Annotated in this window: 16 protein-coding genes; 9 read left to right on the top strand and 7 right to left on the bottom strand. The window is 44.2% G+C overall.

Features of this window, described 5'->3' with window-relative positions:
• Nucleotides 1–30: 30 nt before the first annotated feature.
• Both E7Z59_RS08960 and E7Z59_RS08955 read right to left on the bottom strand, forming a co-directional pair.
• Entirely contained in the window at nt 31–882 is an 852-nt protein-coding gene (locus tag E7Z59_RS08960) for a 1,4-dihydroxy-2-naphthoyl-CoA synthase (RefSeq protein WP_136335974.1), read from the bottom strand.
• Between the two features lie 58 nt (nt 883–940).
• Nucleotides 941–1,771 (bottom strand): CvfB family protein, encoded by an 831-nt coding sequence (locus E7Z59_RS08955; RefSeq protein ID WP_136336322.1) that lies wholly within the window; start codon nt 1,769–1,771, stop codon nt 941–943.
• 141 nt (nt 1,772–1,912) lie between these two features.
• Between E7Z59_RS08955 and E7Z59_RS08950 the strand changes: the two genes are divergently transcribed.
• Nucleotides 1,913–4,321: a glycogen debranching N-terminal domain-containing protein gene (locus E7Z59_RS08950; protein WP_136335973.1), complete on the top strand. Its 2,409-nt coding sequence runs from the start codon at nt 1,913–1,915 to the stop codon at nt 4,319–4,321.
• 84 nt (nt 4,322–4,405) lie between these two features.
• Nucleotides 4,406–7,684, top strand: a complete 3,279-nt coding sequence (locus E7Z59_RS08945) for a S41 family peptidase (protein WP_136335972.1) — start codon at nt 4,406–4,408, stop codon at nt 7,682–7,684.
• Between the two features lie 182 nt (nt 7,685–7,866).
• Here the strand turns inward: E7Z59_RS08945 and menD are convergent, their stop codons facing one another.
• From menD to E7Z59_RS08930, 3 genes are all read right to left on the bottom strand, one after another.
• A complete protein-coding gene (menD, locus tag E7Z59_RS08940) occupies nt 7,867–9,660 on the bottom strand; it encodes a 2-succinyl-5-enolpyruvyl-6-hydroxy-3-cyclohexene-1-carboxylic-acid synthase (RefSeq protein ID WP_136335971.1) in 1,794 nt (597 codons plus the stop codon).
• Nucleotides 9,661–9,856: 196 nt separating this feature from the next.
• Nucleotides 9,857–10,924, bottom strand: a complete 1,068-nt coding sequence (locus E7Z59_RS08935; RefSeq protein ID WP_136335970.1) for an isochorismate synthase — start codon at nt 10,922–10,924, stop codon at nt 9,857–9,859.
• Complete coding sequence (locus E7Z59_RS08930; protein WP_136335969.1) at nt 10,921–11,343, bottom strand: PaaI family thioesterase; 423 nt, start codon at nt 11,341–11,343, stop codon at nt 10,921–10,923. Before E7Z59_RS08930 ends, E7Z59_RS08935 begins: the two co-directional genes overlap by 4 nt.
• Nucleotides 11,344–11,605: 262 nt before the next feature.
• On the opposite strand from E7Z59_RS08930, the gene E7Z59_RS08925 reads away from it, so the two are divergent.
• Nucleotides 11,606–12,106: a nicotinate-nucleotide adenylyltransferase gene (locus E7Z59_RS08925; RefSeq protein WP_136335968.1), complete on the top strand. Its 501-nt coding sequence runs from the start codon at nt 11,606–11,608 to the stop codon at nt 12,104–12,106.
• 550 nt (nt 12,107–12,656) lie between these two features.
• On the opposite strand, the gene lpdA (E7Z59_RS08920) is transcribed toward E7Z59_RS08925, so the two are convergent.
• Nucleotides 12,657–14,048 carry a dihydrolipoyl dehydrogenase gene (gene lpdA, locus E7Z59_RS08920; protein ID WP_136335967.1) on the bottom strand — a complete coding sequence of 464 codons (1,392 nt, stop codon included), beginning with the start codon at nt 14,046–14,048 and terminating at the stop codon, nt 12,657–12,659.
• Between the two features lie 571 nt (nt 14,049–14,619).
• Here lpdA (E7Z59_RS08920) and E7Z59_RS08915 point away from each other — a divergent pair.
• From E7Z59_RS08915 to E7Z59_RS08905, 3 genes are all read left to right on the top strand, one after another.
• Nucleotides 14,620–15,003, top strand: coding sequence for a four helix bundle protein (locus E7Z59_RS08915; RefSeq protein WP_136335966.1), 384 nt, complete (start codon nt 14,620–14,622; stop codon nt 15,001–15,003).
• A 234-nt stretch (nt 15,004–15,237) separates the two neighbouring features.
• The gene (locus tag E7Z59_RS08910) at nt 15,238–15,648 is read left to right on the top strand and encodes an endonuclease domain-containing protein (RefSeq protein WP_136335965.1); all 411 of its coding nucleotides are present in this window, start codon (nt 15,238–15,240) and stop codon (nt 15,646–15,648) included.
• Nucleotides 15,649–15,688: 40 nt separating this feature from the next.
• On the top strand, nt 15,689–16,099 hold the full coding sequence (locus E7Z59_RS08905; RefSeq protein WP_242015695.1) for an endonuclease domain-containing protein: 411 nt from the start codon (nt 15,689–15,691) through the stop codon (nt 16,097–16,099).
• 309 nt (nt 16,100–16,408) lie between these two features.
• Here the strand turns inward: E7Z59_RS08905 and lpdA (E7Z59_RS08900) are convergent, their stop codons facing one another.
• Complete coding sequence (lpdA, locus tag E7Z59_RS08900; RefSeq protein WP_136335964.1) at nt 16,409–17,815, bottom strand: dihydrolipoyl dehydrogenase; 1,407 nt, start codon at nt 17,813–17,815, stop codon at nt 16,409–16,411.
• A gap of 285 nt (nt 17,816–18,100) precedes the next feature.
• Between lpdA (E7Z59_RS08900) and E7Z59_RS08895 the strand changes: the two genes are divergently transcribed.
• The 3 genes from E7Z59_RS08895 (at nt 18,101) to E7Z59_RS08880 (ending at nt 24,081) form a co-directional block, all read left to right on the top strand.
• A complete protein-coding gene (locus E7Z59_RS08895; RefSeq protein WP_136335963.1) occupies nt 18,101–18,631 on the top strand; it encodes an NADPH-dependent FMN reductase in 531 nt (176 codons plus the stop codon).
• Nucleotides 18,632–19,199: 568 nt separating this feature from the next.
• Entirely contained in the window at nt 19,200–21,224 is a 2,025-nt protein-coding gene (locus E7Z59_RS08885; protein WP_199287195.1) for a thrombospondin type 3 repeat-containing protein, read from the top strand.
• A 652-nt stretch (nt 21,225–21,876) separates the two neighbouring features.
• Complete coding sequence (locus tag E7Z59_RS08880; protein WP_211089736.1) at nt 21,877–24,081, top strand: thrombospondin type 3 repeat-containing protein; 2,205 nt, start codon at nt 21,877–21,879, stop codon at nt 24,079–24,081.
• The last annotated feature ends 505 nt before the right edge of the window (nt 24,082–24,586 follow it).

Below are 24,586 nucleotides of genomic sequence, written 5' to 3'. Positions count from 1 at the left end.
CATAGATTTTATGGGGTGTTACAAATTATGTTAAGGTATCCATTTAATATCTTTAAAATCGGGCTTTCGCTTCTCTAAAAAGGCATTTCTACCTTCTTTAGCCTCATCAGTCATATAAGCCAGTCGGGTGGCCTCTCCGGCAAATACCTGTTGGCCTACCATGCCATCATCAGTAAGATTAAAGGCAAATTTGAGCATTTTAATCGAGGTAGGCGACTTGGCAAGGATCTCACGTGCCCATTCCCAGGCGGTTTGCTCGAGGTCTGCATGAGAAACAACGGCATTTACCATCCCCATGTCAAAGGCCTCCTGCGCAGAGTAATTTCTTCCAAGGAAAAATATCTCTCTGGCACGCTTCTGCCCTACCATTTTGGCGAGATAGGCCGAACCATATCCTCCGTCAAAACTGGTTACATCGGCATCCGTTTGCTTAAAAATTGCATGTTCTTTACTGGCAAGGGTAAGATCGCAGGTTACGTGCAAACTATGCCCCCCACCAACGGCCCAACCAGGTACCACAGCGATAACAACCTTAGGCATGAATCTGATCAGACGCTGTACTTCAAGAATGTTTAATCGAGGCATCCCATCATCATCAACATACCCCTGGTGTCCGCGGGCATTCTGGTCGCCCCCGCTGCAAAAAGAATATACCCCGTCTTTAGATGAAGGTCCTTCTGCTGAAAGTAAAACCACCCCAATAGAGGTGTCTTCCCTGGCATCTAAAAAAGCTTCGAAAAGTTCTCCCACCGTTTTGGGACGAAAAGCATTCCTTACATTCGGCCTGTTAAAGGCTATCCTGGCTACTCCATCACACTTCTTATACGTTATATCTTCATACTCCTTAACGGTTTTCCATTTCGGATTTGGTATCACGCTCATTATTAATCTATTTGGTTATGAATTTATGAAATTTCTTCTAATTGTGTACGATTTTACGTCATATACGATAGATCCCATCGTCTTCGATCCGAATATTCTTCTTTTTATACAGCACTCCTATCGCCTTCTTAAAGCTCTTCTTGCTCATGCCCAGGACTTCTTTTATCCTTTCAGGATCGCTTTTGTCATGCAGTCCCAGAAACCCGCTGTTTTCTTCCAAGACACTAAGTATTTTCTCAGCACTGGGTTCAAGGTTCTTAAAACCTAACTGCTCTAAGGAAATGTCTATTTTATTGTCGTCTCTCACTTTTTTCACCACCCCGGTAAGACGCTCTCCCAGGTGAAGTTTTTTATAGATCTCATCTTTATAAACCAGGCCTTTATACTTGCCGTTAACAATAACCTCCACCCCAAGATCAGTGTAACGATATACAATAAGGTCAACAGCATCAAAACGATTCAGGTCTACGTTCTCATTACTTAAAAACCGATCTGTTTTGCTGCTTCCCACCAAACGACCGGTCTTTTCATCTTCATACATATAGACCAGGTACCATTTACCAAGCTCCATCTTTCTGGCCTGTTCTTTAAATGGTACGAAAAGATGTTTCTCCATTCCCCAGTCCATAAAAGCACCTAAATCAGTTACATCAGCGACCTTAAGCAAGGCAAATGAATTCAGGGTGATCTTTGGTGTAAGCGTTACAGCAACCGGCCTCTCTTCATGATCCAGGTAGCAAAAAACGTTAATGGTATCACCTATATGGTAATTCTCGGGCACGTATTTATTTGGCAATAGTATCTCATTGCCATCATCATCACCCAAAAACAAGCCAACCGAGGTATGTCTAAGGATATTCAGGGTATTAAAAACTCCAATTTTTATCATATAGCAAAAGTAATTAAAAACATCTCCATTCTTAACCCAGGAATACCGAATCCTGATGTCTGCCACCATATTTTTCAAAATCACGGCTTTAAAAAATCATCTCATACATTATGATTAACTTTATGGTAATAGCCAATAATTATGAAAACCTGTATTACATCTATCGTATTTCTGCTATTGTTCACTGCCTGCAGCAGTGACAGTTTTTCGCCTACTATGTCATCGGTGATCTCTGGCACCGAGAAAATTTCGGGAGACCCTGATTATCTGCAGACGCCTTATGTAACGGCAGGTAACCGTTTTTACCTGGTGGGCCATCAGGATGGCAGTTTTCCGGAGTTAGGATGGCATATCCCTGGAGAAATGGGAGGACTTTGGAACCACCCTATGAAAATGTTGGATGGTTTTGATGTTCGTATCAGCGCCAACAATACCAATACCCGGCTCACTAAAGCAACTGCATTTACCAACTACCCCTTTGCTAACGCTCATACCTTTGAACTGACGGCTCAGCATTTAAAAATTGTAAGGCGGCAGTTTATTCCTGATGATACTGAAGGACTTGTTCTGGAATACACAATCACCAACACCGACTCAAAACCGGTGAAATTCCAATTAGAGTTCTCAGCAAACAGCGACATCCGGCCAACCTGGCTGGGAGAGCGTACCGGTTTAAAGGACGGAGAGGATATCGCGAAGATCGACAAAGCAAAAAATATAATTATCATTAACGATACCACTGCTTCCTCCAGCGTCGCTATCACCTCTTCCCTCGCACCTGTAAAACAGGTTATTTCAGAGAGTACACATCCAGGCATAGGTACTTCTGTAAGTTCTGTTTTCGAGTTGGAGCTGGAGGGTGAAGAACAATTGCCCATTCGATTCTTTATTGCAGGCTCCCTGCGCTCTCCTATTGAGGCTGAGAACACACTTATTTCTCTTAGCAAAAACTGGCCGGCATTGTTGAATCAGAAAAAAATGCGCTATGATGCTTTGGAGGATATCTCAAAACTTACCATACCTGATAAAAAATTAGAGCAGGCCTTCCGTTGGTTAAAATACAACTGCGATTGGCTGGTACGCAAGGTTCCCGGAATAGGTACCGGTATCGGAGCCGGTATTCCGGACTATCCCTGGTGGTTTGGCGTAGACAGCGAATACGCCTTGCAAGGCTATATGATGATCGGGCAGCGGGAAACCGTATACAAGACCATTCAACTATTAGACAGTATCTCAGAGGCCGTTAACGGCAATGGTAGAATTGTTCATGAAGTATCTACCAATGGGGCTGTCTTCAATGAAGGTAACATTAACGAAACTCCTCAGTTTGTTACCCTGATAAGGCGTATTTACGATTGGAGTGCTGATGAGGCGTTTGCAAGATCCTATTTCCCTACCATTAAAAAAGGGCTTCAATGGCTGGAAACAGCAACCGACAAGGATGGGAATGGTTTTCCTGACGGATTTGGGATGATGGAAATTCACGGACTTGACAGTGAAATGATCGATGTAGCTGTGTATACCCAACAGGCCTATACCGACGCAGCCTACCTGGCTAAGGTATTAGGGGAAGATGATCTGGCAGAAGAATACAACCGAAAGGCAGGACTTCTGAAAGAGTCTATCAATGAACGTTTTTGGTCAGAAGATTTCGAGTCTTACGCAGATTTTATTGGTACTGACGAGCAGGCGTTACGTCTTATAGAAGATGCGATAGTGAGAGCAGACACCCTGAATAAACCCTGGGCCATAGAAGAATTGGAGCAGACCAGGAAAATGATACAAAATAACCCTTCCGATCATTCCAGGCCCTTTGTAATGCATCACAACTGGGTGGTAAACACTCCTATGGAAACCGGAATCGCCCCTGAGGAAAAAGCTATTAAAGCACTCAATACAGCCAAAAGGTTCGTAAACCCTTTCGGGGTGTTTGTAACAGGGATTGACAGGGATGAGTCGGCCGGCAGCGACAGCTCTTCTTTTAAAGGAAGTAAGGTGTTTTCGTATACGGGAGCCGTAATGACCCTGCCCACAGGAGTACAAGCCATTGCTGAAAACAATTATGGACGTCCGGATGAGGCCCTGGATTACCTCAAACGAATGACACGCAGCTTCAGCTATGCATTTCCAGGAAGTATCTACGAGGTATCTCCTGACTATGGTATGATGACCCAGGCTTGGACTATTTACAGCTACGCCGTTCCGATCATATCACAATTCTTCGGCCTTAGCCCGGAGGCAGCAACCAACACCCTGCTGCTGAAGCCACAAATGCCATCTTCCTGGCCGGAAGCCCGATTAGAAAATGTACCGGTAGCAGACGGAACCATAACCATGAGCTATAAAAAGGAGAACGGAATGATGTCTTATACCGCTGAGCACGATCTGAAAACCTGGAATTTGAAAATTATTCTTCCTAAAACAAGATATCTCCAGCCCACCTTTGAGAAAGATAAGATCTCGCTGAGTGAAAATGACTCTCAGTGGATCCTGGAAACCGAACGAAAAAAAGTAACCTTTTCTGCTTCCCTCCGCGAGCCTGCTGAATAACTCGTTGATAAATAATTCAGAGGGCTTTCCATACCTTGAAGAGATTCCTATAATTTTATAATAAGAATCCTACAATGTATTATAATGAAAAGAAGCTTTTTTGTTTCCGGCAGTACACTACCACTGTTGACGATCGTACTTTTTTGGGGCCTGATTCCTGAGTTGTTTGGGCAAAATATTCAAGGTTATTATCGGTTCCCTGCCATACATGGCAATACCGTCATTTTTTCTGCTGAGGGAGATCTCTGGAAGGTTTCTGCAGAGGGAGGGCAGGCCGTTCGCCTCACGACCCACCATGAGTCTGAAACCCATCCGGTCTTTTCACCTGATGGAAGGCAGATCGTATTCACTGCCAGCTATGAAGGACCCTCTGAACTCTATACCATGCCCGTAGAAGGAGGTATCCCGATAAGGATCACTTACGAAAATTCAGAGGCCACCGCCACAAGTTGGGTGAGTCCTGAAAAGATTCTCTATCACACAGCAGCCTACGCCACCCTACCCGACCTGCAGGTGGTTAGTCATAACCCGGTGGCCCATACCAACGATCTTCTACCTTTGGCCCAGGGCAGTGAGGCCGATATGGACCTTGCTACGAATACCGTGTATTTTGTGAGCCCAAGAGATCACAGGAATGTAACCAAACGATATAAAGGAGGTACCGCCCGACAGATCTGGAAATATACCGAGGGGCAAGAGGAAGCAGTGAAACTCACAACCGATTACGCGGGAGAAAGTTTTAATCCGATGTACCACAAGGGCCGGGTTTATTTTTTAACCGATCGGGATGGAATTATGAATATTTGGTCTATGACTGCAGAAGGAGGCGATCTGAAACAACATACTACTCATAAGGTTTTTGATGTAAGATCTGCCGATATCTATGAAAACCAAATAGTGTACCATCACGGGGCTGATCTTTGGATTCTCGACATTACCAACGGTGAAGCTAAAAAGCTGGAGATCACCCTCCCATCTGACCTGGATCAGCTGAGAGAAAAATGGGTGGAAAACCCTACCCAATACATTACCTCTGTTAACACAGATCCTAAAGGAGAACGCATTGTAATAACGGCAAGAGGCCGCATCTTTATTGCACCGGTAAAAACGGGCCGATTTGTCCAGTTTGCTCCTAAAAAAGACATTCGATATCGCGATGCCTTTTTCTCTGAAGATGGGAAATATATTTACACCCTTTCTGATCAATCCGGCGAATTTGAATATTGGCGACTGGATGCCTTAGGTATTGACGATGAAAAGCAGATCAGTAATAACGGTAATATACTTCGTTTTGGGGGCACACCTTCTCCGGACGGAAAGTTCATTGCCTTTAATGATCTGAACAACCACATGAACCTGCTTGAAGTAGCATCAGGAAAGGTAACGGTCATATCAACCAATGAAGAAGGCACAGGCGATCATTCCTGGTCGCCGGATTCGAAATGGATCGTGTTCGAGCAGGCCGCAGAGAACACCATGAGCCAGATCCTTCTTTACAGTCTTTCCTCGGGAGAAACTACAGCCCTGACTACTGACAGAGCAAATTCCCGCAGTCCGCAATGGAGTGAGGATGGGAAATTTATCTACCTGATCTCCGACCGGAATTTTCAAAGCCTGATAGGGGCTCCCTGGGGCACCCGTCAACCTGAGCCCTACTTCGATGCCAGCGAAAAACTTTATCTCCTGCCTCTGACTAAAGGCCTGCGCTCACCTTTTCGCCCTGTTGATGAACTGTACACTCCTGAAAAAGAAAGGGAAGACACTCCATCAAAGAGCAAGAAGAAAAAACAGGAAGAAGATACCGGAATAAAGGTGGCGATCGACCTTGATGGCATTAAAGAGCGTCTTACCGAGATCCCTGTAGCGCCTGGTAATTACAGAAACCTGAAAGTGAATCAAGAAGCCTTGTTCTTTATCTCTTCAGAAACAGGGGTCAATGCAAAAAGCCACCTGGTATCTGTTAAAATAAGTAACGACGACCCTAAGGTAGAAACCGTGGCCGAAGAAGTTGACCGCTTTGTAATGAGCGGCAATAAAGAACACCTGGTTTTTATGAAGCAAGGTAACTTTTACGCCATTCCGGCAAAAGCAGGAAAAGCAGGAAATCTCAATGAAAACAAAATTGATATGTCTTCCTGGAAGTTCCCAATATCTCCCAAAGAAGACTGGAAGCAAATCTTTACAGATGCATGGCGTATGGAACGCGATTATTTCTATGATCCCAATATGCATGGAGTAGACTGGAAGGGTATGTACAACCGGTATTATCCGCTGCTTGACCGCATTACCACCCGTGAAGAGCTTTCTGACCTTATTGGCCGTTACGTAGGTGAACTGGCCGCCCTGCATACAAGCGTAAGAGGTGGTGACACCAGAACCGACGATAACGATATCACTGTTGCCAGTCTTGGAGCCCGACTCAAGAGAGATTCGGAGAAAGGTGGCTACCGTATCGAATATATTTACAAAGCCGACCCTGACTATCCTGACGAACGCTCCCCCCTGGATGACCCCTACCTCAACATCAAGGAAGGAGATATTATAGAGGCCGTAAATGGCACCCCTGTACTTGATGTTCCTCATATTGGCGCCTTACTGCGCAACCAGGCCGGGAAACAGGTCCGTTTAACCATTCGCTCCGGGAACGGAAAAACCGAAAAGATCGTTAGCCCCATGGATAATGACTTCAGTCTGAGATACAGGGATTGGGAATATTCACGCCGACGTATTGTGGAGAAGAAAACAGCCAACCAAGTAGGCTACGTACACCTTAGAGCCATGGGTGCTTCAGACCTGAATCAATGGTACCGGGAATTCTACCCTGTATTCAACAGAAAAGGTATCATTATCGATGTACGCCACAACCGGGGGGGTAATATTGAAAGTTTTATCCTGGAAAAACTCATGCGTAAGGCCTGGATGTACTGGAAATCACGCTCCGGAAAACCCTATTGGAATATGCAATACGCTTTTAGAGGGCATATGGTGATCCTGGTAGACGAATTGACGGCCTCTGATGGGGAAGCCTTTGCAGAAGGGTTCAAACGTTTAGAACTGGGTACCAGTATAGGGGCCAGAACCTGGGGAGGCGAGATCTGGTTAAGTTCAGTAAACCGTCTCAGTGATAACGGGATCGCCAGGGCACCCATGAATGGGGTTTATGGCGAAGAGGGAGCATGGCTCATTGAAGGCCATGGATTCGTTCCCGATATCGAGGTGATCAATAAACCTCACGCCACCTTTAAAGGGGAAGATGCACAATTGCAGGCAGCCATTGACCATCTTCTCAAAAAAATAGAAGAAGACCCCAGAGAGGTACCTCCCGCGCCGGAATACCCGGATAAATCATTTAACAATAACTAAAGTAAAATTAGGTTCCCCTCCCTGGTCAGGGAGGGGTGGATTGAGGCAAAGCCTCGAGACGGGGTGGGTTGTAAACCTAGATCAGTATCAACCCCTTCCGCTCACACTTACAGTGTGACCACCTTCCCCTGTCCAGGGGAAGGAGCCTATATTTATTTATGAATTTATCATTATAGAAGGTGTTATAAAGAACCTCCCCCATTCCATTCAGCCAAAAACCTAAAATACTTCAAAAGCACCTCATCATTAACGGTACGGGGAGTAAATACCTCTAATAAGCCAGGGGATTCTGTATCTTCATAAAAGCTATCTAAAGCATGTATCAATTCTTCCTCATTTTCGGCAAATATATAACGCAGGCCGAAGGTATCACAGAGTCCGCGGGCATTTAGCTCGTGGGTGGTTTCAAAATAGGTATTGAATGCTTCAGAGTTCTTATCCCCGGGAAGGATTCTGAATATACCTCCTCCCCCATTATTGATCACAATAATGCGAAAATCTTTTCTAAGATAATTATTCCACAAGGCATTTGAATCATAGAAAAAACTCAAATCGCCGGTTACCATAACAGTAGCATTCTCATCGTGAAAGGCAGCTCCTACGGCAGTGCTGGTACTGCCATCAATCCCGCTGGTACCGCGATTACAGAATACCTTAAGGGAAGAATTCAATTGAAACAGTTGGGCGTACCTGATGGTTGAGCTGTTACTGAGTTGCAAATTAGTTCCGTCAGGGATCTTCTTTAACACATGTTCATAGACCTTAAAATCACAAAACGGGATCTGCTTCATGTACTCCAGATGGCCAAGGGTTCTGTTTTTTCGGATACCTTCCCAATAGGGGAAATATCCGTTTGCCACAGGAATTGTTCCGTTAACAAAACGTTTCAGAAAAGTATTGATGTCGGTTTTAATATGTCGTTCCAGGCAGAAATAGGTGTCGTAAGCCTTCTTAGGGTCTACATGCCAATGGTGTTTAGGCTGATATTTCCTGAGAAAGGCTTTGACTTTTTTAGAAACTACCATACCTCCAAAAGTAAGCAGGATCTCCGGTTGAAGTTTTTGCCATAACAGAGTAGCATCCTCCATTTTTTCCAGGGGGGCTATTAACTTGTCGATAAACGGAAAAGCCCTGTTCTGATGTAAGTTGGAAGTGGTTTCTGTTAGTAAGACCACCGAATCATCCGTCACCAGGCGATCCAATAATTTTTGTTCGAGTGTATTTGGTTGAAGGACGCCTACCATAACGATCTTACGTGCAGCACCATTCCACAACTTTTGCAATGTAGTGATTTCTTCTTCAGAGATTATTTGAGTTACTGGAGAAATAGCTATATTCTTTGGACTTACCGACATGGCCTCGGTCCTGTTATAAAGCGGCTCTTCAAAGGGAGCATTAAGGTGCACAGGTCCGCTGTCTTCTATGGCCGTATTTAACGCATTATTGATCTCCGTTTCATTATACTGCTGTACCCCTTTTTGAAGAGTGGCATCATTCTTAGCCAGTTCCATGGCAGGAGGAATACTATCCTGATCGCGATGCAACGGATTATGATCTTCTCTCAGGTCCTGCTTAAGGTTAGCGGTATATAAAATATGTCTTTCAAAAATATTGTCCTGTCTTATGGTTTGTCCGTCACCAATGTCAATGCGGTACGGCGGACGGTCAGCGGAGATCACCACCAGGGGGACATCACTGTAAAAGGCTTCAGACACGGCAGGGTAGTAATTAAGTAAGGCTGAACCCGAGGTACATACCACCACTACGGGCTGCTTTTGCTGCATTGCCATTCCCATGGCAAAAAAGGCAGCACTCCTTTCATCTACAATACTATAGGTAGAAAAATACGGATCGGATGTGAATCCGATCGTGAGAGGAGCATTCCGGCTTCCCGGAGATATCACAATATGCTGAATACCCTTGGCCTTGCAGAGATGTACAATGGTTTGCGCCAGGGGAATATCGGGGTATGTCATATTTTGATTATGGTTTATGAATTATGAATGGAGAATTATGAATTATGGATGATAGATTATAGATGATGAATTATCAATTAAGTAAACTATCCTCTTTTTTCTAACTTGTCACTTATCACCTGTTACTTGTCACTTGTCACCTTATAAAACAAAAATAAGCAATCAGCAACCTATTCCCAATGCGGCGGATAAAAACCTATAATACCGCCAGCATGGTTTTACTTTTATTCACGGTTTCTTCCCATTCGGCATCCGGATCAGAATCTTTGGTGATACCCCCCCCTACATAAATGGAAAAGGCCTCATCGGTTATCTCCATGCAGCGAAGGTTTACGTACAGTTCAGCAGATCCTTGTTTTGAAAGAGGTCCCAGATACCCGGTATAATATTTTCTGTCATACCCTTCATGTTCCAAAATAAATTTTTTGGCTTTTTTACGGGGCAAACCACAGACTGCCGGGGTTGGATGCAAGGCGGCTACAATTTCTTCTAATGGTAGTTCCTGGGAAGTAAGTACTGCCTTTACCGGGGTTAACAGGTGTAACAACTTCCCTGCCTTGACCGTACGGGTATCTCCGGCTTGCACATGCAGACAATGAGGATACAACCTGTTCAGGATAGAGCGGGTCACCATAGCTTGCTCTTCTTTTTCCTTAGGTCCCCATGAAACATCCATACTCCCCCTATAGGGCTGTGTACCTGCCAGCGACATGGTCTCCAGCATCCCCTCTTCTATTTTTACAAGGGTTTCAGGGGTAGCCCCGACCCAGGTACCCACCTCAGGATGGTGCCACAGATAACGAAAAGCGGTGGGGTAACGACTTAATAACCCTTTGAAAACAGAAATAATATCGCGTTCACTTCTTGGTATGAGCAGTTTTCTCGATAATACCACCTTATCCAGCTTCCCTGACTTTAAACTTCTCAATGCTTCTGAAAGTAAGGTGATATGCTTTTTACGGGTGTTATCCTCACCGATAATATCCTGAACCTGATCTTTTGTAGATTCCGGTGGCGTCAGATCACCGATCTCAGCATGTACTATAGAATCTGAAGGAATCAAAACTACCGGGTAGTCTTCTGAAAAGGGAGCAAACAAAAAGCCGGAACTATGATCGTCATTTGCCTTTACCAGCTTGCCATCCTTCTGGAAATAGCCTGTTACCCGGGTGGATTCCGGAGGTGAAAAAACCACAAACGGCAGCTCATTCTTCAGGGCTGCGGCAACAGCCTCCCATAATTTATCTGCGGGCTGCAAATTCATTTCTTTTTCGGTAAGGAAATAGTGGTTAATTTACAGGAAGAGATCAGTTTTCCTGACTCATCAGTGACCTTAATATCCCATAACTGAGTGGTTCTGCCTTTATGAAGAAATCGGGCGGTAGCATAAACCGCACCTGATCTGATAGAACTTACATGATTGGCTGCGATCTCTATCCCTCGTATAAATACCTCATCAGCGTTCAAAAAGATAAGCGAAGCAGCACTTCCCACACTTTCTGCCAATGCCACCGTGGCCCCACCATGTAGAACCCCGTCGGGCTGATGCACTTTAGGACCCACAGGCATTTTGGCCGTCAGAAAATCATCCCCTATATCAGTATAGGTAATTTCCAGGGTTTCCATCAGGGTGTTTTTGGTGATTTGGTTGCAGCGTTCCAGCAGCTCAGCTTTGTTGATCATTATTCAGAATTTAGACGTAAAAATACAAATCCAAGGGAAATGTATTATAAGATGTCCCTAAAGTTATCGGGAATCAACAGGGTGAAAAATGCATTAAACCAATTTCCTGTCACGTTTTACTCCTGCATGATGCAACCCAATACCTTTTTATCACTACCCTGACATACATGACTGCAAATCAATCAATTAATGACGGCGGTCATTGATTACTGACAAAAGACAGAGTAACTTAAGGCATTGTTAACCATATAAGTACAAACCAATGAAAAAGCTACTCTTAGGTTTACTGATCCTGGGGATAACCACCCCACTAATGGCACAGGATATTGAATTATCGGAAGTGGTTGTGCGTCCAGCAAATTATAAATATCTCGAATCTGTTGACAACCAACAGGCTGCGATACCGGTAAAATTGCTGGAACAAAAAGTGGCCAATTACGATCTGAAACATTCAGATATCTACGATGACTCCTATGACACCTATACGGTTTCATTTTACATTCCCGATGGTAAGATCGTCGCTGCCTACGACGAAGATGGAAACATCATCCGAACTATCGAGAAGTTTAAAAACACAAAATTACCCGACCCTGTACGAACTGCAGTCGTTGAACGATTCCCCAATTGGGAGATGACAGAAAACGCATTTCAGGTAACGTACCACGACAAAAAAGGCATTAATCACAAGGGTTACAAGATCACTTTGATCAATGGCGATCAAGTTGTTAAGGTAAAAGTTGATAAGGACGGGAATTTTATGTAAGTTTATTGTTCAACAAGGGTTTATGAACACAACCTTGTTAATGTAAGGCCCCGGGACTTGTTCCCGGGTTTTTTTTTGTCAAGGGACGCGGGACGTGGTACGCGTTACGAGGGTAATATCATAAATTTTAAAAATTTTGTCTTTGCCAGGATTGAAGCTACACGGTGATCTCCCAATAGAAGGAAAGAGGGGACGAAAGTAAGGAGGTACGAAGGTTTTTTATAGTATCGTCTTTGCGAGCTACGCTGCGCGTAGCGTGGCAACCTGCCTGGCATGCCACGGCAGACAGGTCTCCCCATTTCAAAACCGGACACTAAAAGAAATAGTTTCCAAAAACTGCAGTACAAAATTCCGGGGATCCTTCCCTGCGTTGCCGCAGCTCAGGATCTCTCATTTCTATGGACGATTTTCCGTACCGCGTAACACGTAACCCGTAACCCGTAACCCGTAACCTAATAAAAAAACCACCCCCTGCAGTCACAGAAGGTGGCTTATTATATTTATTATCAAACTCTTGTTTTACCGGTCTACCCGTCTACCCGCCTACCGATTATAAATGAATAACCTCATCATAGGCAGCGGCAACGGCTTCCATAACCGCCTCACTCATGGTTGGGTGAGGGTGTACCGCCTTAAGGATCTCATGGCCGGTGGTTTCCAGTTTTCTGGCTACAACCGCTTCGGCGATCATATCAGTTACTCCGGCTCCGATCATATGACATCCAAGCCATTCTCCGTATTTCGCATCAAAGATCACTTTTACAAATCCGTCGGCATTTCCTCCGGCCTTAGCCTTACCACTTGCTGAGAAGGGAAACTTACCAACCTTGATATCATATCCGGCTTCTTTGGCTGCTTTCTCGGTATATCCTACAGAAGCTACCTCAGGCATACAGTAGGTACATCCGGGAATATTGTTGTAATCAATAGGTTCTACATGCATTCCTTTGATCTTCTCTACACAAAGGATACCTTCGGCTGAAGCTACGTGAGCCAGGGCTTGTCCGGGAGTTACATCTCCGATGGCGTAGTACCCCGGAATATTGGTCTGGTAGTAATCATTTACGAGGATCTTGTCACGATCTGTGGCAATACCAACCTCTTCCAGGCCGATACCTTCAATATTCGTTTTGATACCTACAGCACTAAGCACAACATCAGCTTCCAGTACCTGCTCTCCTTTTTGGGTCTTCACAGTGGCTTTCACGCCATTTCCAGAGGTATCTACTTTGGTTACCTCGGCAGAGGTCATCACTTTGATCCCTGACTTTTTGAAGCTTCGCTCCATTTGCTTTGAAACCTCTTCATCTTCTAATGGCACCACGTTAGGCATGAATTCTACCACGGTAACTTCAGTACCCATGGAGTTGTAGAAATAAGCAAACTCCATTCCGATGGCTCCACTTCCTACTACGATCATTTTCTTAGGCTGCTTAGGCAGGGTCATAGCCTCGCGATATCCAATAACCTTTTTCCCGTCCTGCGGAAGACTTGGCAATTCACGAGAACGTGCTCCGGTAGCAATGATTATATGATCGGCACTATATTCGGTGGTCTTTCCGTCAGCACCTTTAACATCGATCTTCTTGCCGGGCTTCAGCTTTCCAAAACCTTCCAGTACATCGATCTTATTCTTTTTCATCAGGAACTGAACTCCTTTGCTCATCCCTTCAGCAACGCCACGGCTTCGCTTTACCACCTTGTCAAAATCCTTATCGTATTCTTTTACGGTAAGTCCGTAATCGTCGGCGTGCTTCAGGTATTCAAACACCTGGGCCGATTTCAGCAGGGCTTTGGTGGGAATACACCCCCAGTTTAAACATACACCCCCGAGGCTTTCTTTCTCTACCACAGCGGTCTTAAATCCGAGTTGTGCAGCCCTGATAGCAGTTACATATCCACCGGGTCCACTTCCTAAAACGATTACGTCGTATTTACTCATATCGCAGAATTTATTTTGGTCTGTTTTTGCGGGTACGAATTTAGTGATTATTTGGGGAAGTTACTAAGGGTCAAGTTTAGTTGTTATTTGTGAGTTACGGGGTACGGGATACGGGGTACGGATTTTAAGGAGGAACCAAAATAAAAAGAGACTAAACGATGAGATTCTTTAATCGTCTTCGCGAGACCGCTGAAATTTGATTTCTTGTGGAGGATACTGACAGATTGAATCGCAGGGGTCACCTCGAGTGATCCTGCTATGCAGGATCGTATCGAGAGGCTATTGATCCCGCACTGTTCTCGATACACCACGCTTTCAGCATGGTACTCGAACTGACGCTACGGGCAAAACTTACAAGAAAATTTATTCCGTCAGTGGTAGACCTGCTTGCAGGTTGTGGCGATCTACTGAATCGGGTACTGGATACTTATCAGCGACTATAAAACTATCCACAATAAGCACAAGAGACTGCATTTCAACCAATTAAAAGGAAAAATTATTAGGATAATCTTTAACGGTATAGAAAATTTACTATATTTAATCTTCCAACCTAACAATAAAACCATTCCATATGGCCAATTATCACACCGACTACAAAGCCCTCCCCATTTGGAAATCCAGCCTTGAACTTGTGCAAGCCGTTTACAAATTGTTAAGTATACTCCCCTCTCCTGAAGAATTTCATCTAAGTGCACTGATCAAAAAAACCGTGGTACAAGTCCCTGCCCATATTGCCAAAGGAAGTAAAAAAGCAGGCAATGACCAGGAATTCATTCAATATCTCGACCAAGCCAATTCCTACCTCTACGCACTAAAGGCACAGCTCAGTATCCTCTCCGACCTGGGACTCAAAACTCCCCGGCGTATCATCGATAACCATATAAAACCCTTACGACTACAGATCTTTATCACCAAAAGAATGATGGAAAAGACGAGGTTTGATGATATATCGTGAGGTACGGGTGTATGGGAGGACCGAGGGTATAAAAAAGGTCTTGTAGACCTTTATGGCAATCCTACCTGTCGGCAGAAAGGGTCTCCAGCCGGCGAAATGGCAGGCTCGTGTCTCGAACTTTACAACACAGAGTACGAAATACTACATAAAAACTAAATAACCAATTATGCAAAATCCATTTCATTTCCCCACCCTAAAGGGCGGAAATGGATGTTGCTCTAAGCAATACATCACATGAAATCATCAAAAGATCATTATTACGACCTGGAGAAGTGGAAGAAAATTCATTCCAAAAGCTCCATAAACTTTATGGATTTACAACTTAGTTTAACGGAGACTGAATTGAAATTAAAAGAAATCTTAGAAAGTAAACCGTTTATTAAACACAATTTTAAATGTAAGCATCCTGTTGGACCTTATATCATGGACTTCTATTCCGAAGCGCTCAAACTTATCATTCAAATTGACACTGAGTATAATGAGCGGAGAAGAGATGTTTCTTACGAAATTGAACGCAATAAGCTTTTTGAATATAATGATATAAAGACCCTCAGCTTTCATGAAGAATTAATTATTACAGCTCCCAACGGATTAAGAGCAGTACTAGAAGAAATGCTAAATCCCAGATCTTCATTTCCCCTGTAAATTGGGGCGAAAGGATATTTTCATATATGATACTACTTTTATGAAAAAAACAGACCATCCGTATCACAACCATAGTATGTGGAAGGGAGCTAATCAGCAAACCTTTCTTAAAGCGAGAGAATTACGAAGGCACACTACTGAATCAGAATCGGTCATGAAAACCCTCCTTAATTCAAACCAATTTAAAGCCTATAAATTTCGTTATCAACATCCATTAGGGATCTATATAGTTGATTTTTACAGCCACCGTCTTCAATTAGTTATCGAGGTTGACGGGGAGTATCACAACACAAAGAAGCAAATAGAATTTGATAATAAGCGGACGGAATTTTTAGAATACCATAATTTAAAGGTGATACGATTTAGCAACCGAATGGTATTAAATAATATTAAGCAAGTAGAATTAGCGTTAAGAAGTCTAATAGAAAACAATTTCCCCTCCGCCCTTTAGGGTGGGGAAATGAGGGGAAATTGCCGTACCCCGTACCTTGTAACAAAAAAACCGCCCCAACCGGGGCTCATTTATTTAAGAAAATTCCTTTACGGTGCAGGGTAATACTCGTAACTCGTCCCCCGTAACACGTAACAAAAAAAGCCCCAACCGGGGCTCATTTATTTAAGTATGTTACCTTACGGTTTGGGACAATTCACGTAACTCGTACCCCGTACCCCGTACCACGTACCACGTACCACGTAACAAAAAAACCGCCCCCAATCCGGAAGCGGCTCTTATTTTACAACGTATTCTTAAAAAGAAATACTATATGTGAAGTGCACGATCATCCGTCGCGGCCAATGCTGCTTCTTTAACAGCTTCAGCATAGGTTGGGTGAGCGTGACTCATTCTTGAAATATCTTCTGCGCTGGCGCGGAACTCCATGGCGGTTACGGCCTCGGCGATAAGGTCCGCCGTACGGGCACCGATCATATGTACTCCGAGTACTTCATCGGTTTCGGCATCTGCGAGGATCTTAACAAATCCATCGGTATCCATTGAGGCTCTTGAGCGACCAAGGGCACGCATGGGGAACTGTCCGCTTTTATATTTTACTCCGGCATCTTTCAGCTCTTCTTCCGTTTTTCCAACAGAGGCAACTTCCGGCCAGGTATATACCACACCAGGGATCAGGTTATAATCGATATGAGGTTTTTGTCCGGCCATGATCTCTGCCACCATGGTACCTTCTTCCTCGGCTTTATGAGCCAGCATAGCTCCTTTTACCACATCTCCGATGGCATAAATGTTCTCGACATTCGTCTGCAGGTGATCATTGGTTTCCACCTGTCCACGGTCATTTACTTTTACGCCGGCGGCTTCCAGGTTAAGTCCGTCAGTATATGGACGACGACCTACCGATACCAATACATAATCTCCTTTGAGTACTACCTCTTTTCCTTTCTTATCATCAGCCTTTACGGTGACGCTGTTTCCGTTACGGGTCACCTCTTTTACTTTGTGAGAGGTATAGAACTTCATGCCGGCCTTTTTAAACACCTTGGTCAGCTCTTTTGAAAGGGCCGCATCCATGGTTGGAATAATGCGATCCATATATTCAACCACAGAAACTTCCGCTCCAAGGCGACGGTATACTTGCCCAAGTTCAAGTCCGATAACGCCTCCTCCGATCACGATCATGTGCTCAGGAACTTCTTTCAGGGAAAGGGCTTCTGTAGAGGTGATCACACGCTCTTTATCCAGCTCTATAAAAGGAAGGGTTGAAGGTTTTGATCCGGTAGCGATGATGGTCTTCTTCGCCTCGATCTGCTCCTTTTCACCGTTTTCTTTGGTAATATCGATATGAGTGGCATCGGCAAAAGAACCAAGTCCGTGATACACATCAATACTGTTCTTGTTCATCAGGAAATCGATCCCTTTGGTGGTTTGCTCCACCACCCCGTTCTTACGGGCGATCATTTTCTCCAGGTTGATCTTCACTTCCCCCGGAATTTCGATCCCGTGCTCTTCAAAATGCTTCACAGCATCTTCGTAGTGATGAGAAGAATCTAAGAGGGCTTTCGAAGGAATACACCCAACGTTCAGGCAGGTCCCTCCAAGGGTATTATATTTTTCAATGATTGCAGTTTTCATTCCCAGCTGGGCGCAGCGGATGGCTGCCACATACCCCCCGGGTCCGGAGCCGATAACGGCTACATCGTAGGATTTCATATGTAGTGTTTAGATCGTTTTTGTTTTACGAAAAGCAAAGCTACGAAAATTAGTTTGTAGTAAGGGTACGCGAGTACGAAGGTACGTAGGGACGAAGTTTTAGATTCTCAATTCTCTTTGGTCGGGCATAGTATTTGGACTTTAGTATAATTGAAAGTGCAACGCATTCATAATTCATCATCCATAATTCATAATTGATCGAAACCCTTCGTACCTACGTACCCTCGTACCTGCGTAACTTCCCTTATAAATCACTATTTTAGTAACCATCCAAAACCAACCACTATGAAAATCCTCGCCTTCGCCGGAAGCAATTCCTCCACCTCCATCAATTATCAACTTGTTAAATACACGGTTTCTCTGATCAAAGGTCACGAGATCCAGCTGTACAACATGGCTAACATGCCCTTCCCTATGTACAGCGCAGACGCCGAAAAGAACGACGGCTTTAAAAATTCCCTGGTAGAATTCAAAGATGAGATCCAAAAAGCTGATAAGATCATCCTTTCGGTCAATGAACATAATGGCGGGCCCTCGGCTTATTTTAAAAACCTTCTGGACTGGCTTTCCCGCCTCGATAAAAAGTTTGCTGATGGTGCCAGCATCTTTCTTATGAGCACCTCTCCCGGAAAAGGTGGAGCACAGAGCTCACGGAGTTATGCTGAAAAAGCCCTTCCATGGTTTGGTGCAACCATCGAAGGCACCTTCTCCCTACCCTCTTTTAACCATACATTTGATATCAATACCGGGAGTATATCTAATGAAGAACTAAAAGCAGAGCACCAACAAAAGCTGGAGGAGTTTTTATTGAGTTAACGGTTATCTGTTCTCGGAGGTCTGTGGTCGGTGGTCTGTAAAGTTCCATTTGGTTAATTGGTATTTATTTACATAAATGGTACCACTACCGGGTGAGTACATAGTCTTTCATGAGAACGAGATATACCCCCTACTTTGCAAGGAGGGGTGCTCCGTCAGGAGCGGGGTGGTTTAAACATCCACAAAAAAGAAATTCCCGGGTACTTGCACTTTTAAAAGCTGCATTACTGTAGCGAGGAGATCGCCACAATCTGCTTTAGCCAGCGCGCTATCTGGCTCCATCGCTAAAATGGTTCACTGAACCATTTCTAAACGCTCGGCCCCGCGAAGACGTCCATTTCGCCCATTTGCCTTCCTTTGGAATTAAGTATTTCTCTTCGTACCTCCGTACCCTCGTAACTACATAACCTCATAACCTCAAACGTTAAAAACGAATTTGTGGCATCCTAAAACATTGATTTTCAATATTTTAAGACCTGTAAAACCTTAGCTATCAATAAATTAGCCACACCTGAATTCACCTGCTATATAACTATGAGACAACAACCAACCAATAACCCTAATAAAGATGACAACAGTACGCAGACTATTCACGTTGCTACTCATTATGCTTGTCGTTTCCTGCGGCAGTGATACAGAAATGGATAGCAACCTTCCTGAGCCACCGCCGCCACCCGGACAAAATCCGCCGACACCCCAGGATACCGATAATGACGGCGTGGCTGATGCGAATGACCAGTGCCCGGAAACCCCGGCAGGCGAGAATGCCGATGAAAACGGGTGCAGCGCGTCCCAAAAAGACAGTGACGGAGATGGCGTCTATGACGATGCCGACCAGTGTCCGGATACTCCTTCAGGAACAGAGGTGGAAGAAAGCGGTTGTGAGGCCGGAAATGACGATGGCGATGGAGATGGGGTGGCTAATGATGACGATCAATGTCCGAACACTCCTGAAGGGGAAGAAGTGGACGAAAACGGATGCTCTGATTCCCAAAATACCGCAGATGCTGACGGGGATGGTGTTCCGGATGCCAATGATGATTGTCCGAATACCCCCGAAGGCGAGGAAGTAGATGAAAACGGATGTTCAGATTCTCAAAACACCGCTGATGCCGATGGCGATGGTGTACCTGATCCTGATGATGACTGTCCCAATACTCCCGAAGGAGAAGAAATAGATGAGAACGGGTGTTCCGACTCTCAGAATACCGCAGATACCGATGGAGATGGAGTAGCTGACGATGATGATGATTGTCCGGATACTCCGGAAGGAGCCGAAGTCAATGAGAATGGATGTGCCACCTCACAATTGGATAGTGATGGAGACGGAGTTAATGATGATGCAGACCAATGTCCGGATACTCCTCAAGGAGCCGAGGTTGATGAGAATGGGTGTGCCACTTCCCAACTGGATAGCGATGAAGACGGAGTCAATGATGATGCAGACCAATGTCCTGATACCCCGGAAGGAGAAGAAGTAGATGAACAAGGATGTTCTGATTCGCAAAAGGATAGTGACGGCGATGGGGTTAATGACGCCGAAGATGAGTGTCCGGAAACTCCCGAAGGCCAGGAAACAGATGAAAACGGCTGTGCAGATTCCCAAAAAGACGATGATAGGGACGGCGTTTCCAACGCCGATGACCAGTGTCCGGACACGCCTGAAGGATCCGAGGTGAATGAAGAGGGTTGTGTGGCTGAAGCAAGAACCTATGTCCCCGATGATGGTTTTGAAGAAAACCTAATCCGCCAAGGGTATGATGATGTCATGGATGACTATGTTTTGACAGCAAATATTGAAAATATCACCGAATTAGGTATTGGAGGATTTTTCAAAAACCTTACGGGGCTTCAGGATTTTAAAAGCTTGAAAACGTTAACGTTGTTTGACTCAAGCATAGAAAATTTTGATGTACTTCCCGAAGTAAACCTGATAACTCTAGATTTGGAAGGTACCGATGGAAGAAATTTTATAATTGATGCTCACCCCACTCTGGAAAGGTTTTACATTTCATCCAATTCTATCGGACCAAAAGAAATAATAAATAATCCTCAATTGAAGGTGATAGGTTACTTCTACTCAGATGGGGGAACGATCCTTGTAAAAAATAACCCGATGTTGGAAGGTTTCTATGCCTCAGAATGCGGTTTTGGTACCTTGAGCATCAAGAATAATAGCAATTTAAATGAAGTTTTACTCGGTGATTATCAGGATGAATACTTTCTTGTAAATAACCTGATAATCGAGGATAACCCTGTTTTAAATGAAATTGAAATTACAGGTGGATGCGATAATTTTATATTGACTAATACTCAAAACTTAAAAAGCCTTACAATTTCCGGGGATACTTCATACGAGACTACACCTAAAATTCCTGCTATAGATCTCAGCGATCTTCCCCTATTAGAAACACTCGTTCTAAAGAGAATAGTGTTCACGGAACTTGATGTATCCTTTAATACCAATCTCATCAATTTTGAACTTATAGACCATGACATTACATGCGTGAAAGTAAATCAACAACAATTGGATAACATTCCGTCTACCTGGGTTACAGATCCTGAAGTTACCTATAGTTTAAATTGTAATTAGCCGGGTATATTCCTAAGGAGTAAATGGGATATCCTGATGGTGGTTAGTGGCCGGTGATCTGGAAATTTGCATTTGGGTTATTGGTATTTATGAAGATAACTAGTACCTCTGCCGGGTGAGTACATAGTCTTTCATGAGAACGAGATATACCCCCTCCTTTGGAAGGAGGGGTGCTCCGTCAGGAGCGGGGTGGTTTAATCATCCACAAGAAAGTTCTGAGCAGTGGTTACGCTGCGAAGGATCTTCCTGTTACTCCTGTAACCTTATAACTGATTCTCTCATATCCGGTACTGTAACCAGGAGATTGCCACTCCCGCTCCCGAAAGCCCTCGGGAGGCGAGGCTCGCAAAGACGGTCTTTTAGCTCATTTGCCTATTCGCCTATTCGCCAATAATTATCCTTCACCTTCCCAACCTCACCGAATAACTGCATAACTGAAAAAAGTTAAAAACGAATTTATGACATCCTATTTTATTGATTTTCAATAATTTAGGATGCTTAACCTGTTGACTATCAGTAGTTTAGCTCAGGTTGCAATACCATATTGCGGAGTACCCGTTTTTGTACGCCGGCTACCTCTGATACATATGGGATAACAACTTACAACCAACCAAAAACACCAGTTATGCGGACTCCAATATGCAGGCTGATAATGCTGCTTTTTGTATTCCTTGCTGTTTCCTGTGGCAGCGATGTAGAAATGGATAGCAACCTCCCGGATCCTCCCCCCCCTCCCGGACAAAATCCGTCTGCACCCCAGGATGCCGATAATGACGGGGTGGCTGACACCGATGACCAGTGCCCGGAAACCCCTGCAGGTGAAAATACCGATGAGAACGGTTGCAGCACCTCCCAGAAAGACAGCGACAACGACGGGGTCAATGATGCCGATGACCAGTGTCCTGACACTCCGGATGGAACTACTGTCGATGACAATGGTTGCGAGGAAGGCAATGATGACGGTGATGGTGATGGGGTGCCCAATGAGGATGACCAATGTCCCAACACCCCCGAAAGCGAACAAGTGGATGAGAACGGTTGCTCCGATTCACAAAATACAGCAGATGCTGACGGCGATGGTGTTCCGGATGCCAATGATGATTGTCCGAATACCCCCGAAGGGGAAGAAGTAGATGAAAACGGGTGTTCTGATTCCCAAAACACCGCTGATGCCGATGGCGATGGTGTACCTGATAATGATGATGATTGTCCCAATACCCCTGAGGATGAAGAAGTAGATGAGAACGGATGTTCCGATTCTCAAAATACCACAGATACTGATGGGGATGGGGTGCCAGATTCGGAAGATGATTGTCCTAATACTCCGGAAGGCGAGGATGTAGATGAAAGCGGTTGTTCTGACTCCCAGAATATTTCAGATGCTGACGGGGATGGCGTAGAGGATGATAACGATGACTGCCCTGACACTCCGGAAGGCGAGGAAGTGGATGAGAACGGGTGTTCTGACTCTCAAAATACCGAAGATGCCGACGGGGATGGCGTAGAGGATGATGACGATGACTGCCCTGACACTCCGGAGGGTGAAGAAGTGGATGAGAATGGGTGTTCTGAATCTCAAAAAGACGATGATGACGACGGAGTTTTTAATTCAGAGGACGAATGTCCTGATACCCCGGAGGGGGAAGAAGCAGACGAACAAGGATGTTCTGATTCGCAAAAGGATAGTGACGGCGATGGAGTTAATGACTCAGAAGACGACTGTCCGGATACTCCCGAAGGCCAGGAAACTGATGAAAATGGTTGTTCTGATAGCCAAAAAGATAGTGACGGAGATGGTGTTAATGATGCCGATGATCAATGTCCGGACACGCCTTTAGATTCGGAGGTCAACGAAGAGGGGTGTATAGAGGAAGCCAGAACCTTTGTACCTGATGATGGGTTTGAACAAGCCTTAATAGACCTTGGCTATGACGATGTCCTGGATGATTATGTGCTCACCAAGAGCATAGAAAATATCAGAGATTTGAAACTTTTTGGAAGTCCTTCTGAGCCAATTTATATTGAAAACTTGGAAGGTATTCGGGACTTTAAATCACTTTGGTACCTGAGTATGCATCACATAACAGGAGTAATCAACTTTATTTTAAATGAAGCGCCTGCCCTAGATCATCTCCAGATTCTCGAGTTGAGAGACGTAGAAATAACAGAACCCTACACTATTAATAATTTTCCAAATCTTCATAGTCTTTCCATTTGGGGAGATGAACTAAATTTACTGCCATCCCAGGTTACCGGAAACAATAACTTGCGTAATGTTGAAATGAAAGGGCTGGGCGAAACTACATATATTTTCGGTAACCCAAGTTTGACTGTAATTAGGGTACATGGGAATGTTTCTGAAGTAGTAATTGAGAATAATCCAAGGCTAGGAACAATTTACATATCTGGTGATGAGGAAAAACATAGCCTTTTCGGAAATATTAAAATAAAAGATAATCTCTCCCTGAAGACCTTAAATATGGGGAGGGCAGAAATTAAAAGCCTAGAACTTTCTGAAATCGAAAATGTTGAACGCCTGCTTTTACATACATTTCACAATGATTTTAGCTTGATCAATCTGAGCCCATTTAAATCCTTAAAAACCTTGAGTATAATAGATGCCCTATACGAAAATTTATCAGAATTGAATATCTCTGAAAACACGGAACTGGAAGAGCTTTATTTATACTATACAGAATTTAACCAATTGAATATATCATTCAACACAAAACTTGAAAGACTTATTTTAAGTGATCATAAGGTACAGTGCATTCAGGTTAATCAAGATCAATTAGATGCAATTGCGACTACCTGGTTTACAGACCCTCCGGTAATCTATAGCTTGAACTGTAATTAAGGGTATTTCCTTGAGGATGAAATGGGTTGTCTGGATGGCAGTTGGTGGTCGGTGTTCAATTGTAATAATAATGCAAAATTGAGGAATTGAGGAATTGTTGTTGCGATTTCCATTTTCTAAAACCCTCGTCTTCACGAGACCTATGAAATAGGTCGTGGCGATCTCCTAAATCGCGTACTGAAGCCTGCTACAAGAATACATTTTCACCTCATATTATTTAGCTTAAGTAAAGGGTCTCCAGTCTTGGTTTCTTTCATTTAATGGCTCATTTAATCGCTCATCCGCGTTATTGCAAAATTGAGGTCCCGACACTTCGGGAGAGGAACTGTAAAATTGCCCCTACAGAATCCTTCGAGAATCATCCATATAATAACATGTCCTAAGCAGCGGTACCCTACGAAGGATCTTCCCGGTTAAACAAGATGCTGTAAGAAGCTGTTCATTTTAATGCTACAGTATTGAAGCCAGGAGATCGCCACAACCTGCTTTAGCCAGCGCGCTATCT

The organism is Robertkochia marina (assembly GCF_004799345.1).
GTDB lineage: Bacteria > Bacteroidota > Bacteroidia > Flavobacteriales > Flavobacteriaceae > Robertkochia > Robertkochia marina.
Note: the sequence above shows the minus strand (reverse complement) of the source record. Positions and strands in the feature narration are given on the sequence as shown.

Excerpts from the sequence above, each read along its gene's own strand:
- E7Z59_RS08885 (WP_199287195.1), top strand. The coding sequence starts at position 19,200 with ATGACAACAGTACGCAGACTATTCACGTTGCTACTCATTATGCTTGTC.
- E7Z59_RS08930 (WP_136335969.1), bottom strand. The coding sequence starts at position 11,343 with ATGATCAACAAAGCTGAGCTGCTGGAACGCTGCAACCAAATCACCAAA.
- E7Z59_RS08880 (WP_211089736.1), top strand. The coding sequence starts at position 21,877 with ATGCTGCTTTTTGTATTCCTTGCTGTTTCCTGTGGCAGCGATGTAGAA.
- menD (WP_136335971.1), bottom strand. The coding sequence starts at position 9,660 with ATGACATACCCCGATATTCCCCTGGCGCAAACCATTGTACATCTCTGC.
- E7Z59_RS08915 (WP_136335966.1), top strand. The coding sequence starts at position 14,620 with ATGGCCAATTATCACACCGACTACAAAGCCCTCCCCATTTGGAAATCC.
- E7Z59_RS08895 (WP_136335963.1), top strand. The coding sequence starts at position 18,101 with ATGAAAATCCTCGCCTTCGCCGGAAGCAATTCCTCCACCTCCATCAAT.
- lpdA (WP_136335964.1), bottom strand. The coding sequence starts at position 17,815 with ATGAAATCCTACGATGTAGCCGTTATCGGCTCCGGACCCGGGGGGTAT.
- E7Z59_RS08905 (WP_242015695.1), top strand. The coding sequence starts at position 15,689 with ATGAAAAAAACAGACCATCCGTATCACAACCATAGTATGTGGAAGGGA.
- E7Z59_RS08935 (WP_136335970.1), bottom strand. The coding sequence starts at position 10,924 with ATGAATTTGCAGCCCGCAGATAAATTATGGGAGGCTGTTGCCGCAGCC.
- E7Z59_RS08910 (WP_136335965.1), top strand. The coding sequence starts at position 15,238 with ATGAAATCATCAAAAGATCATTATTACGACCTGGAGAAGTGGAAGAAA.
- E7Z59_RS08950 (WP_136335973.1), top strand. The coding sequence starts at position 1,913 with ATGAAAACCTGTATTACATCTATCGTATTTCTGCTATTGTTCACTGCC.
- E7Z59_RS08925 (WP_136335968.1), top strand. The coding sequence starts at position 11,606 with ATGAAAAAGCTACTCTTAGGTTTACTGATCCTGGGGATAACCACCCCA.
- E7Z59_RS08945 (WP_136335972.1), top strand. The coding sequence starts at position 4,406 with ATGAAAAGAAGCTTTTTTGTTTCCGGCAGTACACTACCACTGTTGACG.
- E7Z59_RS08955 (WP_136336322.1), bottom strand. The coding sequence starts at position 1,771 with ATGATAAAAATTGGAGTTTTTAATACCCTGAATATCCTTAGACATACC.
- E7Z59_RS08960 (WP_136335974.1), bottom strand. The coding sequence starts at position 882 with ATGAGCGTGATACCAAATCCGAAATGGAAAACCGTTAAGGAGTATGAA.
- lpdA (WP_136335967.1), bottom strand. The coding sequence starts at position 14,048 with ATGAGTAAATACGACGTAATCGTTTTAGGAAGTGGACCCGGTGGATAT.